This window comes from Streptomyces sp. NPDC054866 (genome assembly GCF_053610745.1).
This window is the reverse complement of record NZ_JBSGZA010000005.1, coordinates 1-16463: the sequence shown is the minus strand read 5'-3', so window position 1 is coordinate 16463 and position 16463 is coordinate 1. Positions and strand designations below refer to the sequence as shown.

General features: G+C 70.9%; 14 protein-coding genes and 2 pseudogenes. 12 read left to right on the top strand and 4 right to left on the bottom strand.

Translation table 11 applies throughout. From position 1 onward, the window contains the following. Positions 1 to 178: 178 nt before the first annotated feature. Positions 179 to 1912, top strand: coding sequence for a BACON domain-containing protein (locus tag ACWGI2_RS24955; RefSeq protein ID WP_453397110.1), 1734 nt, complete (start codon positions 179 to 181; stop codon positions 1910 to 1912). A 117-nt stretch (positions 1913 to 2029) separates the two neighbouring features. Here the strand turns inward: ACWGI2_RS24955 and ACWGI2_RS24950 are convergent, their stop codons facing one another. Beyond that, positions 2030 to 2878, bottom strand: coding sequence for a hypothetical protein (locus ACWGI2_RS24950; RefSeq protein WP_160506440.1), 849 nt, complete (start codon positions 2876 to 2878; stop codon positions 2030 to 2032). A 71-nt stretch (positions 2879 to 2949) separates the two neighbouring features. On the opposite strand from ACWGI2_RS24950, the gene ACWGI2_RS24945 reads away from it, so the two are divergent. The 5 genes from ACWGI2_RS24945 (at position 2950) to ACWGI2_RS24925 (ending at position 7986) form a co-directional block, all read left to right on the top strand. Beyond that, positions 2950 to 3909, top strand: a complete 960-nt coding sequence (locus ACWGI2_RS24945) for a Ppx/GppA phosphatase family protein (protein ID WP_453697754.1) — start codon at positions 2950 to 2952, stop codon at positions 3907 to 3909. An 85-nt stretch (positions 3910 to 3994) separates the two neighbouring features. Continuing rightward, positions 3995 to 4819, top strand: a complete 825-nt coding sequence (locus ACWGI2_RS24940) for a sugar phosphate isomerase/epimerase family protein (protein ID WP_453397112.1) — start codon at positions 3995 to 3997, stop codon at positions 4817 to 4819. Beyond that, the gene (locus ACWGI2_RS24935) at positions 4816 to 5445 is read left to right on the top strand and encodes a TetR/AcrR family transcriptional regulator (RefSeq protein ID WP_453697753.1); all 630 of its coding nucleotides are present in this window, start codon (positions 4816 to 4818) and stop codon (positions 5443 to 5445) included. The genes ACWGI2_RS24940 and ACWGI2_RS24935 overlap by 4 nt, the downstream gene beginning before the upstream one ends. A gap of 155 nt (positions 5446 to 5600) precedes the next feature. Beyond that, positions 5601 to 7454 (top strand): dihydroxy-acid dehydratase, encoded by a 1854-nt coding sequence (gene ilvD / locus ACWGI2_RS24930; protein WP_453397114.1) that lies wholly within the window; start codon positions 5601 to 5603, stop codon positions 7452 to 7454. Positions 7455 to 7692: 238 nt separating this feature from the next. Next, complete coding sequence (locus tag ACWGI2_RS24925) at positions 7693 to 7986, top strand: SH3 domain-containing protein (protein ID WP_160506444.1); 294 nt, start codon at positions 7693 to 7695, stop codon at positions 7984 to 7986. 37 nt (positions 7987 to 8023) lie between these two features. Here the strand turns inward: ACWGI2_RS24925 and ACWGI2_RS24920 are convergent, their stop codons facing one another. Further along, on the bottom strand, positions 8024 to 10231 hold the full coding sequence (locus tag ACWGI2_RS24920; RefSeq protein ID WP_453697752.1) for a protein kinase domain-containing protein: 2208 nt from the start codon (positions 10229 to 10231) through the stop codon (positions 8024 to 8026). Positions 10232 to 10406: 175 nt separating this feature from the next. Here ACWGI2_RS24920 and ACWGI2_RS24915 point away from each other — a divergent pair, with 175 nt between their 5' ends. The 5 genes from ACWGI2_RS24915 (at position 10407) to proC (ending at position 14329) form a co-directional block, all read left to right on the top strand. Then, positions 10407 to 10922: an EamA/RhaT family transporter gene (locus ACWGI2_RS24915; protein ID WP_453697750.1), complete on the top strand. Its 516-nt coding sequence runs from the start codon at positions 10407 to 10409 to the stop codon at positions 10920 to 10922. 141 nt (positions 10923 to 11063) lie between these two features. Next, positions 11064 to 11900: a class I SAM-dependent methyltransferase gene (locus tag ACWGI2_RS24910; protein ID WP_453698281.1), complete on the top strand. Its 837-nt coding sequence runs from the start codon at positions 11064 to 11066 to the stop codon at positions 11898 to 11900. A gap of 33 nt (positions 11901 to 11933) precedes the next feature. Continuing rightward, positions 11934 to 12716, top strand: coding sequence for an ABC transporter ATP-binding protein (locus ACWGI2_RS24905; protein WP_453697749.1), 783 nt, complete (start codon positions 11934 to 11936; stop codon positions 12714 to 12716). Beyond that, positions 12713 to 13450, top strand: coding sequence for an ABC transporter permease (locus ACWGI2_RS24900; RefSeq protein WP_453397119.1), 738 nt, complete (start codon positions 12713 to 12715; stop codon positions 13448 to 13450). The genes ACWGI2_RS24905 and ACWGI2_RS24900 overlap by 4 nt, the downstream gene beginning before the upstream one ends. A 66-nt stretch (positions 13451 to 13516) precedes the next feature. Further along, positions 13517 to 14329: a pyrroline-5-carboxylate reductase gene (proC, locus tag ACWGI2_RS24895; protein ID WP_453697748.1), complete on the top strand. Its 813-nt coding sequence runs from the start codon at positions 13517 to 13519 to the stop codon at positions 14327 to 14329. Between the two features lie 58 nt (positions 14330 to 14387). Here proC and ACWGI2_RS24890 read toward each other — a convergent pair. Further along, positions 14388 to 14528, bottom strand: a pseudogene (locus ACWGI2_RS24890) (cysteine hydrolase family protein); the annotation flags it as partial. Here ACWGI2_RS24890 and ACWGI2_RS24885 point away from each other — a divergent pair. Then, a pseudogene (locus tag ACWGI2_RS24885) lies at positions 14526 to 14969 on the top strand (GlxA family transcriptional regulator); the annotation flags it as partial. The pseudogenes ACWGI2_RS24890 and ACWGI2_RS24885 overlap by 3 nt on opposite strands. Here the strand turns inward: ACWGI2_RS24885 and trpS are convergent. Continuing rightward, on the bottom strand, positions 14924 to 15934 hold the full coding sequence (gene trpS / locus ACWGI2_RS24880; protein WP_453697747.1) for a tryptophan--tRNA ligase: 1011 nt from the start codon (positions 15932 to 15934) through the stop codon (positions 14924 to 14926). The pseudogene ACWGI2_RS24885 and the gene trpS overlap by 46 nt on opposite strands. Positions 15935 to 16463 lie beyond the last annotated feature (529 nt).

Genomic DNA, 16463 nt, shown 5'->3' with positions numbered 1-16463 from the left:
ACTGACAACGACCGACGGCGCGTGAGGCGAACCGTTTCGGGCGGCGGCGGGGGCGCGGGCGCGGGTCACGGAATCATGGGTTCCTGTCCCCTTTTGAGGGATCTGTTCACCCGTAAGGATTAAATGTGCTCAAGGGGGAGGAGTACCCCGGCATCATCCGCCTAACTTCGCACGGGTGATGAGCAGCAGGGCGGAAACCCCCACCCAAGCAACCGGCGCACACCGGGCGCATCGTGACGCGCGCCAGCGCGTTGTGCCCCGCTCGGTGCCGCAGGCGCCCCCCGCACGCTATGAGCCCTGTCTGGACGGCCTGTTCACGTACTGCCTGTCCGTGCTCTGCGATCACGACGCCGCGACCGCGGCCCTGGGCGACGTCCTCGCCATCGCCGAGCGCCGCGGCTCACGCGGCCCCGACACCGAGGCCGAACTGAAGTCCTGGCTGTACGCACTCGCCCGCTGGGTCTGCCTGCGCGCCCTCGCCGACGCCAAGCGCAAGCGGCAGGGCGGCGGCGCCCACGCCTCCGGAGCGGCCCCCCACGCCCCGAAAGGCCCGAAAGACCCGAACGCCCCGAAGGCGGCCGACTCCGACACACAGCCCGACGAGACGGAGCGCCAACGCCGCCGCGAACTCGCCCAGCTGGCCTGGCCGGAGGCCGCCGGGACGACGCCCGAACAGCGTGAGGCCCTGGAGCTCGCCGTACGCCACCAGCTCGCCCCCAAGGAAGTCGCGGCGGTCATCGGCATGGACCTCGTGAAGACCCGCGACCTCCTCGCATCCGCCGCCTGCGAGGTGGAGCGCACCCGGGCCGCGCTCGCCGTCGTGGAGACCGGCACCTGCCCGATCGTCGCCCGCCTCACCGGCGACAACGAACTCCTCCTCGGCACGGCCCTGCGCCGCGAGCTCGTCCGGCACGTTGACGACTGCCCCCGCTGCCGCCGCACCGCCGAGCGCGCCGGATCCGGAGCCTGGCCCGGCACGGCGGCCTCCCCGGCCGCGCTGCCGGTCATCGAGGCCCCCCGGGCCGCCGTGCACGTGGCGATGGCGCACGTCCCGCGCGCGCGGGGTGGCGGTCCGCGCTTCGACCGGCAGGGATTCCCGATGGACCCCAAGGACCACGCCGCCCGCCGCGACCGGATGCGCGCGCGTGCCGTGACGACGACGGTCGTCGCCACCGTGGTGGCCGCGCCGGTGCTCGCGCTCTGGGCGGCGTATCGCGGGGCGCCGCTCACCGGAGAGGGCCAGGACGGCCGCTCGGTCAGCGCGAGCGAGGCCGGGGACGACGGGGTGAACGGCGACCGCAGACGCGAGGACTACGAGAACGCGGGCAACGCCCACACCCCGCCCGATCCCCGCTTCACCGCGGGCAGCCGCTCACCGGACGTCTCCGTGGAGGTCATCAGCGCCGGATCGCCGCCGTCCCGCTCGGCGACCGGCGCGGGCCGCCTCACCGTCTCGGCTCAGCCGAGCGGCGGGACGACCCTGATCACGCTCTCCGCCTCCGGGGGCGAGCCGGTCCACTGGTCGGCGAGCACGGGGGCCTCCTGGCTCTACCTGAGCCGGTCGTCCGGGACGCTCGCGCCGGGGGAGACGTCCACGATCCGGGTGTACGTCGACCATGAGCGGGAGCCGGCGGGCCACTGGAGCGCACGGGTCTCCATCGCACCCGCGGGGGCGATCATCTCGATCGGCGGGTACGGCAACGGCTCGGGCCGCCCGACGCATCCTGGGCCCCGGCCGACACCGATCCCACCGAAACCCAAGCCGACACCGTCGACCCCGGACCCGACCCCAACACCATCGGACCCGGACCCGACCCCGAGCACCCCGGACCCGACGCCCACCCCGTCCGACCCGGGCAACTCGACACCACCCCCGAGCGACAGCGGCGGGCCGAGTCCGAGTGAGGGCTAGAGATTTCCCCAACCCCGCCCCTTCCCGAAAACCCGCTCGGCGCGGGGGCCTTGCGTGCCGTTATCGCCGGCTGCGCCGAGCTCGTCCTCAAACGCCGGACGGGCTGAATCTTCCTGTCTACCGCGAAGGATCCGCCGGATGCGGCGCAAGCAAGGGCAGCTGCGACGCCAGGCGCTCCTCGCACAGCTCCGCGAGCCGGTCGTACCCCTCCTTGCCCATCAGCTCCGTCAGCTCAGGGCGGTAGGAGACGTACACCGGGTCACCCGCACCGTGCGCCGACGTCGCCGACGTGCACCACCAGTGCAGGTCGTGGCCACCGGGGCCCCAGCCCCGCCGGTCGTACTCCCCGATGGACACCTGGAGGATCCGCGTGTCGTCGGGCCGGTCGATCCACTCGTACGTCCGCCGGACCGGCAGCTGCCAGCACACGTCCGGCTTCGTCTCCAGCGGCTCACGCCCCTCCTTCAGCGCCAGGATGTGCAGCGAGCACCCCGCGCCCCCGGCGAAACCGGGACGGTTCTGGAAGATGCACGAGCCGTTGTACGGGCGGGTCTGGCGCTCGCCGTCGTCGTCCGTCGACACCCAGCCGCTCTCCGTGCCGATGTCGTGGTGCTGCCAGATGTCCGGAGTGAGCCGCGCCACGGACTCGGCGACCCGCTTCTCGTCGTCCTCGTCCGAGAAGTGCGCGCCCAGCGTGCAGCAGCCGTCGTCCGCCCGGCCCGCCTGGATGCCCTGGCAGCCACTGCCGAAGATGCAGCTCCACCGAGAGGTCAGCCATGTCAGATCGCAGCGGAAGACCTGCTCGTCGTCCGCGGGATCAGGGAACTCCACCCAGGCGCGGGCGAAGTCGAGCCCCTTCTCGTCCGGCTGCTCCTTCTCCGGCCGTGACTTCAGCACCTTCTCCGGCTTCCCCGACTTCTTCTTCGACTTCGTTTTGTCGGTCTTCGCCTTTTTCGTCTTTGGCACGTCTCCAGGGTATGCGCGCGGTACCCGGTCCGAGGACCAGCGACCGCCGGACGCGCAGTAGCGTTCCGTATATGAGACTCGGTGTCCTCGACGTAGGTTCGAACACGGTGCATCTGCTGGTGGTGGACGCCCACCCCGGCGCGCGCCCGCTGCCCGCGTATTCGCACAAGGCGGACCTGCGCCTCGCCCAACTCCTCGACGAGGCCGGGGCGATCGGCCCCGAAGGCGTCGACCGCCTGGTCGGTACCGTCCGTGACGCGATGGAGGCCGCCGAGGACAAGGGCGTGGAGGATCTGCTGCCGTTCGCGACCTCCGCCGTACGCGAGGCCAGCAACGCCGATCAGGTCCTCGCCCGCGTCAGGGAGGAGACCGGCGTCGACCTCCAGGTCCTCACCGGTGCCGAGGAGGCCCGCCTCACCTTCCTCGCGGCCCGCCGCTGGTTCGGCTGGTCGGCGGGAAAGCTCCTGGTCATCGACATCGGCGGGGGCTCCCTTGAGATCGCGTACGGAATCGACGAGGAACCGGACGCCGCGGTCAGCCTGCCGCTCGGCGCCGGCCGCCTGACGTCCGCGTGGTTCCGCCAGGACCCGCCGGACCCCGCCGACGTGAAGGCGCTGCGGCGGCACGCGCGTGCCCAGATCGCGCGCACGGTGGGGGAGTTCGCCCGCTTCGGCGCCCCCGATCACGTCGTGGCGACGTCGAAGACGTTCAAGCAGCTGGCCAGGCTCGCGGGCGCCGCACGCTCCGCCGAGGGCCTCTACGTCCAGCGTGAGCTGAAGCGGAAGTCCCTGGAGGACTGGGTCCCGCAGCTGGCCGCGATGACGACGGCCGAGCGCTCCGAGCTGCCCGGAGTCTCCGAGGGGCGGGCCGGACAGCTGCTCGCGGGGGCGCTCGTCGCCGAGGGCGCGATGGACCTCTTCGGGGTCGAGACGCTGGAGATCTGCCCGTGGGCGCTGCGCGAGGGCGTGATCCTGCGCCGGCTCGACCACCTTCCGGCGACCCAGGTCACCGCCACCGACGACAGTGCGTAGACGTACGTCACACACGACCCGGGTGTGCGGGAGACCACCCGGACCACCTCCCCCGCGCCCAGGCGCGGCCCGTACGCTGTCCCTCGTGGCAGAACCAGTGGTGCGCATCCCGGATGCGAAGGTCGCCCTGTCGACGGCCTCGGTCTATCCGGAGTCGACGGCGACGGCCTTCGAGATCGCCGCGCGCCTCGGCTACGACGGCGTCGAGGTCATGGTCTGGACGGATCCCGTCAGCCAGGACATCGAAGCCCTGCGCAGACTCAGCGACTACCACCAGATCCCGATCCTCGCCGTGCACGCGCCATGTCTCCTGATCACGCAGCGCGTGTGGTCCACGGACCCCTGGGTGAAGCTCCAGCGCGCGCAGGCCGCCGCCGAGAAGCTGGGCGCGTCGACGGTCGTCGTGCACCCGCCCTTCCGCTGGCAGCGCGGGTACGCGAACGCCTTCGTCGACGGAATCTGGCGGATGGCGAACGAGACGGACGTCCGGTTCGCCGTCGAGAACATGTACCCGTGGCGCTACCGCGACCGCGAGATGCTCGCCTACGCCCCCGACTGGGACGTCACCAAGGACGACTACCGCCACTTCACGGTCGACCTCAGCCACACCGCGACCGCCCGCACGGACGCGATGCAGATGATCGACCGCATGGGCGACCGCCTCGGACACGTCCACCTCGCCGACGGCAGGGGCTCGGCCAAGGACGAGCACCTGGTGCCCGGCCGCGGCACGCAGCCGTGCGCCGAACTCCTGGAGCGCCTCGCGACGAGCGGCTTCGACGGGCACGTCGTCATCGAGGTCAACACGCGCCGCGCGATGTCCAGCGCCGAACGCGAGGCCGACCTCGCCGAGGCCCTCGCCTACACCCGGCTGCATCTGGCGTCCGCGGTGAAGGTGCCCCGCTCGTGACGGCTCCGGCAGCGGGCGGAGCGGCTCCGCGCCGCAGGGGACGTCCTTCTCGTACGCAGTCCGCCGAGGGCCCGGCGATGCGTGACCGCATCCTGGAGGCGGCCCGCACCGAGTTCTCCGCACGCGGGTACGAGAAGACGTCCGTACGCGGGATCGCCAAGGCCGCCGGGGTGGACTCGGCGCTCGTGCACCACTACTTCGGTACGAAGGAGCAGGTCTTCGCCTCGGCGATCGAGGAGGCCTTCGCACCCGCGCTCGAAGCGCCCGCGGCGATCGAGGACGGCCCGCTCGACGGCGTCGGAGAGCGCCTGACCCGCTTCGTCTTCGGCGTCTGGGAGAACCCCGCGACCCGCGTACCGCTCCTCGCGATCGTGCGCTCCGCGGTGAACAACGACACGGCGGCTGCCGTCTTCCGCCGCCTCATCGCGACGCAGCTGCTCGGCAGAGTGGCACGGCAGCTCGACCAGCCGGACGCGGAGCTGCGGGCGGAACTGGCGGCCGCGCAGCTGGTGGGCACGGCGATGCTGCGGTACGTGATCCAGGTGGAGCCGCTGGCGTCGGCGGACCCGGAGGCGATCATCGCGCGGATCGCGCCGGTGGTGCAGGGTCATCTGACCGGGTCGTGAGGGCCCTCCGGTAAACCGCTCACCGAGACGGCCGTCCCGCCATCCGGACAGCCTGTCCAGATCGTGGAGCGTCGGCGTACGCTCGAAACAGTCGAGTCTTATGTCTCTGAATCCGCTGATTCCCTGAATCCGATTCCCTGAAGGAGCGAGCGACGATGCCCGAGCTCAGGTCCCGCACAGTCACCCACGGCCGCAACATGGCGGGCGCACGCGCCCTTATGCGTGCCTCCGGTGTACCCGGCGCGGACATCGGGCGGAAGCCGATCATCGCCGTCGCCAACTCCTTCACCGAGTTCGTGCCGGGCCACACCCACCTCCAGCCGGTCGGCCGGATCGTCTCCGAGGCGATCGTCGCCGCGGGCGCCATCCCGCGCGAGTTCAACACCATTGCGGTCGACGACGGCATCGCGATGGGCCACGGCGGAATGCTGTACTCCCTGCCCTCCCGCGACCTGATCGCGGACTCGGTGGAGTACATGGTGGAGGCGCACTGCGCCGACGCCCTGATCTGCATCTCCAACTGCGACAAGATCACCCCCGGCATGCTGAACGCGGCCCTGCGCCTCAACATCCCGACGGTCTTCGTCTCCGGCGGCCCGATGGAGGCCGGCAAGGCCACGCTGGTCGACGGCACGGTCCGAAAACTCGACCTGGTCGACGCGATGAGCGACGCGGTCAACGAGAAGGTCTCGGACGAGGACATCCTCCGCATCGAGGAGAACGCCTGCCCGACCTGCGGCAGCTGTTCCGGCATGTTCACCGCCAACTCCATGAACTGCCTGACCGAGGCCATCGGCCTCTCCCTGCCGGGCAACGGCTCGATGCTCGCCACGCACACCGGCCGCAAGGCGCTGTACGAGAAGGCGGGCGCGACGGTCGTCGAGATCGCCAAGCGGTACTACGACGGCGACGACGAGTCGGTCCTGCCGCGCAACATCGCCACGCGCGCCGCGTTCGGCAACGCCATGGCGCTCGACATCGCCATGGGCGGCTCCACGAACACGATCCTGCACCTGCTCGCCGCCGCGCAGGAGGCCGAGCTCGACTACGACCTCGCCGACATGGACGAGGTCTCGCGCCGCGTCCCCTGCCTGGCCAAGGTCGCCCCGAACGTGGCGCCCGGCGGCACGTACTACATGGAGGACGTGCACCGCGCCGGCGGCATCCCCGCGATCCTCGGCGAGCTGTACCGCGCGGGCCTCCTGAACGAGGACGTGCACTCGGTCCACTCCGCGTCCATCAAGGAATGGCTCGAGACGTGGGACGTGCGCGGCGGTTCGCCGTCGGACGAGGCGGTCGACCTCTGGTACGCGGCCCCGGGCTGCGAGCGCTCGGCCACGGCCTTCTCCCAGTCGAAGCGCTGGGACACCCTGGACACGGACGCCGCGGGCGGCTGCATCAGGGACGCGGCCCACGCGTACTCGAAGGACGGCGGCCTCGCGGTCCTCAAGGGCAACCTCGCCGTGGACGGCTGCGTCGTGAAGACGGCGGGCGTCGACGAGTCGATCTGGACGTTCGAGGGCCCGGCCGTGGTCTGCGAGTCGCAGGACGAGGCGGTCGACAAGATCCTCAAGAAGCAGGTGAAGGAAGGCGACGTGGTCGTCATCCGCTACGAGGGTCCCAAGGGCGGCCCCGGCATGCAGGAGATGCTCTACCCCACCTCCTTCCTGAAGGGCCGCGGCCTCGGCAAGGCCTGCGCCCTGGTCACGGACGGCCGCTTCTCCGGCGGCACGTCGGGCCTCTCGATCGGCCACGCGTCGCCCGAGGCGGCGTCCGGCGGCACGATCGCCCTGGTCGAGGACGGCGACCGCATCCGCATCGACATCCCGAACCGCGGCATCGAACTCCTGGTCCCGGAGGCGGAGCTGACCGCCCGCCGCGAGGCACTCGGCGGCGTCTACGCCCCCAAGGCGAGGGACCGCAAGGTCTCGGCGGCCCTGCGTGCATACGCGGCGATGGCCACAAGCGCGGACCGCGGCGCGGTACGAGACGTGTCGAAGCTGGGCTAGCGGGCTTGGGTGGCGGGACATCTCAGCCCGTCCGGCGTTTGAGGACGAACTCGGCGGAGCCGGTGATGACGGCACGCAAGGCCCCCGCGCCGAGCGGGTTTTCGGGAAGGGGCGGGGTTGGGGAAGGAAAAATCCTCAACCCCCACACCCCGCAACCGCCCCGCCACCCCCACGCGTCCACCCCTGTAAGCAAACGCGGGCAGGCAGCCCAAGCCGCCGCCAAACGGGGGAGAGAAGCATGAGCGAGAACGTAATAGCACCGGAATCCGCAGAGGCAATCGAAGCCGCGGCGGCAAAGACGTACCCCATCGCGGCAGACGTCAACGTCCGCTCAGGCCCAGGCACGTCGTACGGCAAGGTCGGCCGCCTCGCGGCAGGAACCCGAGTGACGATCCACTGCCAGAAGCCGGGCGAGAAGGTCACGGGCCCGACCGGCACATCAAAGCTCTGGGACCGCATCGGCAGCGGCCGCTACGTCTCCGACACGTACGTACGCACAGGCAGCGACGGCTACGTGGCCCCACGCTGCTGATCCACCGCACGCCAGAGGCAACAGAAGCCGCCGAACGTCACCCAGACGCCGGCGGCTTCGTAACATCGAACGAGAACACGGTGTTCTTCGCAGCCGCCACAAAAACAACCCGCCCCGAAACCGCAACCCGCGGACTCGCGTTCACCTCACCGCCAAGCCCCTCGGCCCGAGGACCGGTGCTCCACAGGACCTTGCCCCGCGGTGAGACAGCGACCACGCGCCCGCTGGGCGAGCTGAAGTACAGGACACCGCCGCTCGCCGTAGGCCCGGGCCCGGAAGCCCCCTCCACACCCGTCTGCCGGGACCACTTCTGCCGCCCGGTCACGGGATCCACCGCACTGATCCGCCCGGTCGGCTCGGCGAAGTAGACCGTGCCGTCAGCGACGCCGGTCGTAGCGCCGTACGTCTTCTTCAGCGGCCGGGTCGAGACGCGACCGCTGCCCGGATCGACCCGCAGCACCTTGTCGTACCCGAGGAACTCGGGCCCCTTCAACCGCTGGTGAAGGAGTACGAGCCCGCCCTTGTCGCCACCCACCGGGTGCACGGGCCCCTCGACCGCGACGCCCTTGCCGAACGTCCCCGACCTGAGATCGAGGGTGTGGATGACGGGATTGCGCACCTCGACGTTTGCGACCTGGGCGGACGGCGCGCACATCGCGTACATCCGCTGCCCTGCCGGTACCGGCGTGCACTCCGAGCCCGCGGGAACCGGCGTCGACCAGAGCAGGCGCCCGCTGTGCGCGTCCCTGGCCTCGACCCGCTGACGGCCCGGCTCGACCGACAGGACCGTAGAACCGGAGAGGACCGCGTCCTGCGAGCGCCCGGTGTAGATCTGGGACTGGCCGCTGATCGGGCGTGACCACAGTTCCTTGCTGGTCCGGGCGTCCAACGCCACCAACTGGACGGGCTTTCCGGACGACGCCGCGTCATCAGGCATGCGGTAGCCGAGGACGGTGTCGTTCGTGGCGCCCACGATGTGCATGCCCTGCATGGGCACGCCGGGGCTCTTCACCTTCCAGATCTCCTTGCCGTCGGAGATCCGCAGCCGGGTCGCGACGACTCCGCCGCCCCCGCAGAACAACGCGTCCCCGCGCGGTACGCAGCGCACCTCGTCCGGGATGCCCTTGTCGTTGGGCACGGTCGTGCGCCACGGCCGGAAGCCGTCGGGCAGGGGCGCCGCCTCGGCGGCGGCGACCGTGCGGTCCTTGGGGTCGTCGCCGTCCGCGGCGGGAGCTTCGGAGGAGCCGAGCTGGAGCGCCGCGATCCCACCGCCGAGCGCGGCCACGGCGACGGCGGCGGCGATCACGGCGCGCCAACGGCGGCGGGGACGAGGGCTGTTGGGGGCACTCTGGGCCCCGTCGCCCAAGGAGGACCGATGATGCTGAGTGTCCGTGTCCCGCGTACGACTGCCCCGCGCCGCCCCCGCCGCGTCCCCCATCTCGACCGGCAGGTCCCGCAACCGCTCAAGAAGCTGGTCCGCCGAAGGGCGCGCGTCCGGGTCCTTGTCGAGGCACGGCTCGACCACCGCACGCAGGGCGGCCGGCACGGCAGCCAACTCCGGTGCTTCATGGACCACTTGATACGCGGTCATGTACGGGCTGTCCGCATCGAACGGCCCCTGCCCCGTTGCCGCATACACCAGCAAGGTGCCCAGCGAGAAGACATCGGACCGAGGCCCGACCCCGCGCGGCGCCTGCAACTGCTCCGGCGACATGAAGGGCGGCGTACCGATGACACGCCCCGTCATCGTCAGCGTCTGCTGGTCCGCGGCGCGCGAGATGCCGAAGTCGATGACGCGCGGCCCTTCGGGCGAGAGCACGACGTTCGAGGGCTTCAGGTCGCGGTGCACGACGCCCACGCGGTGGATGTCACGCAGCGCCTCCGTCAGACCGATGGCGAGCGTGCGCAGGTCCGCGCCGGTCAGCGGGCCCTTCTTGGCGATCTGCTGGGCGAGTGTGTGCCCCTCTATATAGGCCGTCGCCATCCACGGGTACTCGGCCTCCGGGTCGGCGTCGACCACGGCGGCGGTGAACGCGCCGCTCACCCGCCGCGCCGCCGCCACCTCCTGGCGGAAGCGGATGCGGAATTCCTCGTCGCCCGCGAACTGCTGGTGGATCAGCTTGATCGCCACGGGTCGCCCCGAGGCCGTACGCGCCAGATAGACCGTGCCCATGCCGCCCGAGCCGAGCCGTGCCTCGAGCGGGTAGCCGCCGATCTCGGCTGGGTCACCTCCGCGGAGCGACACTCTTTGACCTCCCGTCCCGCGTGCACCGGTGTACGCATGAGCCCGTTCATCGTTCATCTGTCGTACTGCCCCACAAACTAGCCGCCGAGTGGTACGGGAGGGCAAGGCGGGGGACGAATAGGGCGCGCCTGCCCTGCGCCACGGCGAGGCGGCCACGCCGGGCGATACTCAAGGGGTGAGCGCAAATTCCAGCCCCTCCGACCGCGCGGCCACGACAGCCGCGACGGCCCCCGGCCCACAGCCGGAGCCCATCCGCTTCTTCGGCACGACGTGGGTCGGCCACGACAACGGCTACGGAGCGCGCCGCGCGGGCGTCGCGGCGGGATCGCTGCTCGCGGCCGCGGCCGGCTGCTTCGTGCTGCGTTTCGCTTACGAGGGCATGGCGGTCGCGGACGTGGGGACGTTCGTGAACTTCCTGGTCCTCATCACGTTCTCGATCTGCAGCGCGGTCGCCTTCCGCCGCACCTGGGAGGGCTTCACCCGCCGCCACGACCCGGCGTCCCAGTCATCGATGCGCGGCCTCCTGACGATCGGCTTCGTAGGCGTCCTCCTGGCCTACTTCTTCCGCAGCCTCACCGAGGCCCCCGGCGAACAACTCCACCGCAAGGAGTACGAGACGGCCCGCGCCCAGTACACAAAGCGCACAACCCGCCGCACGGGCAACCCCTCCCAAAAAAAGAAAAACCCCTAACCCCCGCCCCACACAGCCGAGGATCCCCTGGACCCCGGCCGCACATGACGCGGACCTCTGGGAGCCCCGAACCGCCACGCGCGGATCCCTGAGGCCCGGCCGCGGAGAAGACGACCCTGAGGCCCGGCCGCGTACGCCCGGATCCCTAACCCCGACCGCGTACGCGCGGCTTCGCGCAGGCCCCGCCCACTCCCGCCCCGCGGCCTCCCCTCCCCGGCGGCCTCCCGCCCCGGCTACCCACCCCACCTCTTCACCACCGTCGAGGAACTCGCCGAACAGCCCCTGCGCGGAGCCCGCGCCGTCGACGTGGGCGCCGGCACCGGCACAGCAACCCGCCTCCTCCTCGACCGAGGCGCGCGGGTCGTGGCCGTGGAACCAGGCCCGGCCATGAGGGCCCAACTCCGCGTGGCTCTGCCGGGCGTCCCCCTCCTGCGTGCCGTCGGCGACGCCCTCCCCCTCGCGGACGACGCGGCCGACCTCATCACCTACGCCCAGTCCTGGCACTGGACCGACCCGGCCGACTCCCTGCCGGAGGCACTGCGCGTCCTGCGCCCCGGCGGCGCGCTCGCCCTCTGGTGGAACATGCCCGACCCGGACACCGCCTGGACCACCGCCCAGGAGGAACGCCTCAAGTCCCGCCTCCCCGGCTACCACCGTCCCGGCATCAGCGTCCGCGCCGCCGAGATCACCGTCGGCCTGTTCCCGGACCTCCGCCCGGTCCAACGCCGCCTGCACTGGACCCGCCGCGTCCCCCTCGACGTACATCTCGCGCACCTCGGCAGCCGTTCCTACTTCGCGGTGCTCGGCCCGGACGAGACCGCGCCGATCCTCGCGGCCGAGCGCGCGCATCTGCTCCGCCTCTTCCCGGACGGAACGGTCGAGGAGGCGTACGCCGTGGACCTCACGGTCGTACGCAATCTCAGCCCTCTCGGTAGCGGCGGCCCCGGCCGGGGAAGCGCGGTCGGCCCTCGACCTTGACGCCTCGGGTCTCGGAGGCGCCATAATCATCACATGATGAATATCGAGGAACCACCCGCCATCGAGGCGAGGGACCTGACCGTCGTCCGAGGCCCCCGCACAGTCCTCCGCAGCCTGAACTTCGCCGTCCCAAAGGGCCAGATCACCGGCCTCCTGGGCCCCTCCGGCTGCGGCAAATCCACCCTCATGCGCGCCACAGTCGGCACCCAGGCCAAAGTCACCGGCACCCTGAAGGTCCTCGACCAGCCGGCCGGCGCCCCCGCCCTCCGCTCCCGCATCGGCTACGTCACCCAGGACCCCTCCGTCTACGACGACCTCACCGTCCGCCAGAACCTGGACTACTTCGCCGCCGTCCTTGACCCCGGCCGCGGCCCCGCCACCCACCGCCGCCACGAACACGTCACCCGCGCCATCGACGACGTCGACCTGACGACCCACGCCGACGCCCTCGCGGGCAACCTCTCCGGAGGCCAGCGCAGCCGCGTCTCCCTCGCGGTCGCCCTCCTCGGCACCCCGGAACTCCTCGTGCTCGACGAACCCACCGTCGGCCTCGACCCCGTACTCCGCCGCGACCTGTGGAACCTCTTCCACGCCATCGCCGCCGACCGAGGCACCACGATCCTCGTCTCCTCGCACGTCATGGACGAGGCCGAACGCTGCCACCGCCTCCTCCTCATGCGCGAAGGCGAACTCCTCGCCGACGACACCCCGGAAGCCCTCCGCACCCGCACCGCCACCGAAACCGTCGAAGCGGCCTTCCTCCACCTGGTCGACGAAGCCAACGCCGCCCGCACCCCCACCAGGAGCCCCCGATGAACACCCACCGCACCCTCGCCACCGCGGCCCGTGTCCTGCGCCAGCTCCACCACGACCCCCGCTCCATCGCGCTGATGCTGTTCGTCCCCTGCGTGATGCTCCTGCTCCTGCGCTACGTGTTCGACGGCAGCCCGCAGACCTTCGACTCCATCGGCGCCTCACTCCTCGGCATCTTCCCCCTCATCACGATGTTCCTGGTGACCTCCATCGCCACCCTCCGCGAACGCACATCCGGCACCCTCGAACGCCTCCTCGCGATGCCCCTGGCCAAGGGCGACCTCATCGCGGGCTACGCCCTCGCCTTCGGCTTCCTCGCCGTCATCCAGTCCCTCCTCGCCACCGGCCTCGCCCTGTGGGCCCTCGGCCTCGACGTCACCGGCTCCGCCTGGCTGCTGCTCCTGGTCGCGCTCCTAGACGCCCTGCTCGGCACGGCACTGGGGCTCTTCGTCTCCGCCTTCGCGGCATCCGAGTTCCAGGCCGTCCAGTTCATGCCGGCCGTGATCTTCCCCCAGCTCCTCCTCTGCGGCCTGTTCACCCCGCGCGACAAGATGCAGCCGGCCCTCGAAGCGATCTCCAACGTCCTCCCCATGTCGTACGCCGTGGACGGCATGAACGAAGTCCTCCGCCACCCCTCCGTCACCGGCGACTTCGTACGCGACGCCGTCGTCGTCGCGGGCTGCGCCGTACTCGTCCTCGCCCTGGGCGCCGCCACCCTCCGCCGCCGCACGGCCTGACCCACCAATGCGAGGATGACCTCACCACGCTGAACCGCTGACCCGCACCTGGAGGGTGACCCACACATGCCCCAGCCCGTCGCAGTCCTCGGCACCGGCAAGATCGGCGAAGCCCTCCTCAGCGGAATGATCCGGGCCGGCTGGGCCCCCGCCGACCTCCTGGTCACCACCCGCCGCTCCGAACGCGCCGCGGAACTCCGCACCCGCTACGGAGTCGACCCCGTCAGCAACGCCGAGGCCGCCAAGCAGGCCGACACCCTCATCCTCGCCGTCAAGCCGCAGGACATGGGCCGCCTCCTCGACGAACTCGCCCCCCACGTCGCCCCCGACCGCCTGGTCATCAGCGCCGCCGCCGGCATCACCACCTCCTTCATCGAGGAGCGCCTCGCCGACAGCACCCCAGTCGTCCGCGTCATGCCCAACACCCCCGTCCTCGTGGACGAAGGCATGTCCGTCATCTCCGCGGGCAGCCACGCCACCGCCGCCCACCTCGCCCACGCCGAGGCCATCTTCGGCGCCGTCGGCAAGACCCTCCGCGTCCCCGAGACCCAGCAGGACGCCTGCACGGCCCTCTCCGGCTCAGGACCGGCGTACTTCTACTACCTGGTCGAGGCCATGACCGACGCCGGCATCCTCCTCGGCCTGCCCCGCGACAAGGCCCACGACCTCATCGTCCAGGCCGCGATCGGCGCCGCAGTGATGCTCCGCGACAGCGGCGAACACCCGGTCAAGCTCCGAGAGAACGTCACCTCCCCGGCCGGCACCACCATCAACGCCATCCGCGAACTCGAGAACCACGGCGTACGAGCAGCCCTCATCGCCGCCCTCGAAGCCGCCCGCGACCGCAGCCGCGAACTGGCCTCCGGCAACAACACCTGACCGACCGCGAGGGGGCCCGGCCCGCACACCGCACCCGCGCCCTCTCACCCCGCAGGAGTCACCGCCCCGCAGCGGCGACGACCGCCTCCGTGGTCACCACCTCCGCGAAACGCCCGCCATGCAGCGAAACCGCCGAGGCCCGCGCCAGCTCCTCCGCACCGCGCCGCCAGCCGAACGGCCCCTCAAGGTCGAACCCGAAGCGGCCGCCACCACCGCCCGCTCGATGGTCACCGCCCCCTTCAGAACCGGCACCCAGGCCCAGTTCATCGAGCACCCCACCCCGCGCGCCGACCGCGACGCCGATGCCCTCGCCTCCGTACGCGAATACGCCCTCCGTCACCTCCACGAACCGCTCACCGTCACCGACCTCGCCACCCGGGCAGGCATGTCGGCGCGCACCTTCGCCCGTCACTTCACCGCGGCCACCGGCACCACTCCATTGCGCTGGCTCCTGGACCAGCGCCTCGCGGCCGCGCAGAAGCTCCTCGAACGCACCGACCTGCCCATGCCCGAAGTGGCACGCCGCGCGGGCTTCGGAAGCGAGGTCACGATGCGCCAGCACTTCGCATCGCGCCTCACCACCAGCCCTCGCGCCTACCGAGCCTCGTTCACCGGCGGCAGCAAGCCGATCGCGCGATAGGCGGTGTCCACCGTCGGCCTGGACATCTCCCTCGCCCGCTCAGCCCCCCGCCGCAACACCTCCTCCACATACGCGGGATCAGCAACCAGCTCCTTGTGCTTCTCCTGCACGGGCCTCAGCACCTCCACCACGGCCTCGGCGGTGTCCTTCTTCAAAGCCCCGTACGTCTCATATACACCGCTCAAGCCCTCGGGGTTCCCACCCTCACAGGACGCCAGGATCTCCAGCAGGTTCGAGATCCCGGGCCTGGCCTCGCGGTCGTACTCGACCTCGCTCCCGCTGTCCGTGACAGCGCGCATGATCTTCTTCCGCACGACGTCCGGCTCGTCCAGCAGATAGATGATCCCGGCCCCGGCATCGCCGGACTTCCCCATCTTCGAACTCGGGTCCTGCAGATCCATGACCCTGGCCGCCACCTTGGGATACGTCGCCCGCGGCACCACGAACGTGTGTCCGTACCGCTGGTTGAACCGCACCGCCAGATCCCGGGTGAGCTCGACATGCTGCACCTGGTCGTCCCCGACCGGCACCTCGTCCGCCCCGTACGCCAGGATGTCCGCCGCCATCAGCACGGGATAGGTGAGAAGCGACAGCCGCACACTCCCGCCGCGTGCCCGCTCCAGCGCGGATTTCTCCTTGTACTGGATCATCCGCCGCATCTCGCCGTCCGTCGCGACGCACTCGAGCAGATACGAGAGCCTGGCGTGCTCGTCCACATGACTCTGTACGAACACGGTGGCCCGCTCGGGATCGATCCCCGACGCGAGCAACAGCGTCGCCGCCTGCCGACTGAGCCTGCGCACCCGCCCGGGATCGTGATCCACGGTCAGGGCGTGCAGGTCCACGACGCTGAACAGCGACTCGGCGCGGTGCTGATCAACCTCTGCCCACTGGCGCACGGCGCCCAGGTAGTTCCCCAGGGTCAGGTGCCCCGTCGGCTTGATCCCGCTGAAGATCCTCGTCATCTCTCCGCCTCTTGGTCAGGACCGCCGGCCCGACGACCGGGCTCCGGGTCCTCCAGGGGGAGAAACAAGAAACGGCCGCCAAGTCGGCAGCCGTTGAGTACATGCGTATGTACGGCCGCCGTCAGGCGGCCCACCACAGCTGGGTGTGCGCATGCGTAGTCACGCCTCTTACGTTAGCCCTCGCGGGCCACCGTGGACCAGGGTTGACACGCCCTGACCGCGTACGTAGTGTTCTCCGAGTTGTCCGGCGTGAGCGCCGACCCCTGGTCGGTCCCCGGGCACCATTCCGCAGAACCATTCAAACGATCGATGCCGTGCCATCTTCGATGTCCCGTCGTCTGCTCGTTTTCATGCGCTTTTGCGAAATGAGGAATCCGCGTTCGAAAGGGCGCCCCCGATTAGGTCGGGAGCCAGGATTCCGCTAAAGTCTCACTCGTCGGAACGGCCCAACAGCCGGGAAGACAAGCCCCGCTGACTGGGAATCAGGCCCGAAAGGATCTGGTAGAGTCGGAACCGCCGGAAAGGGAAA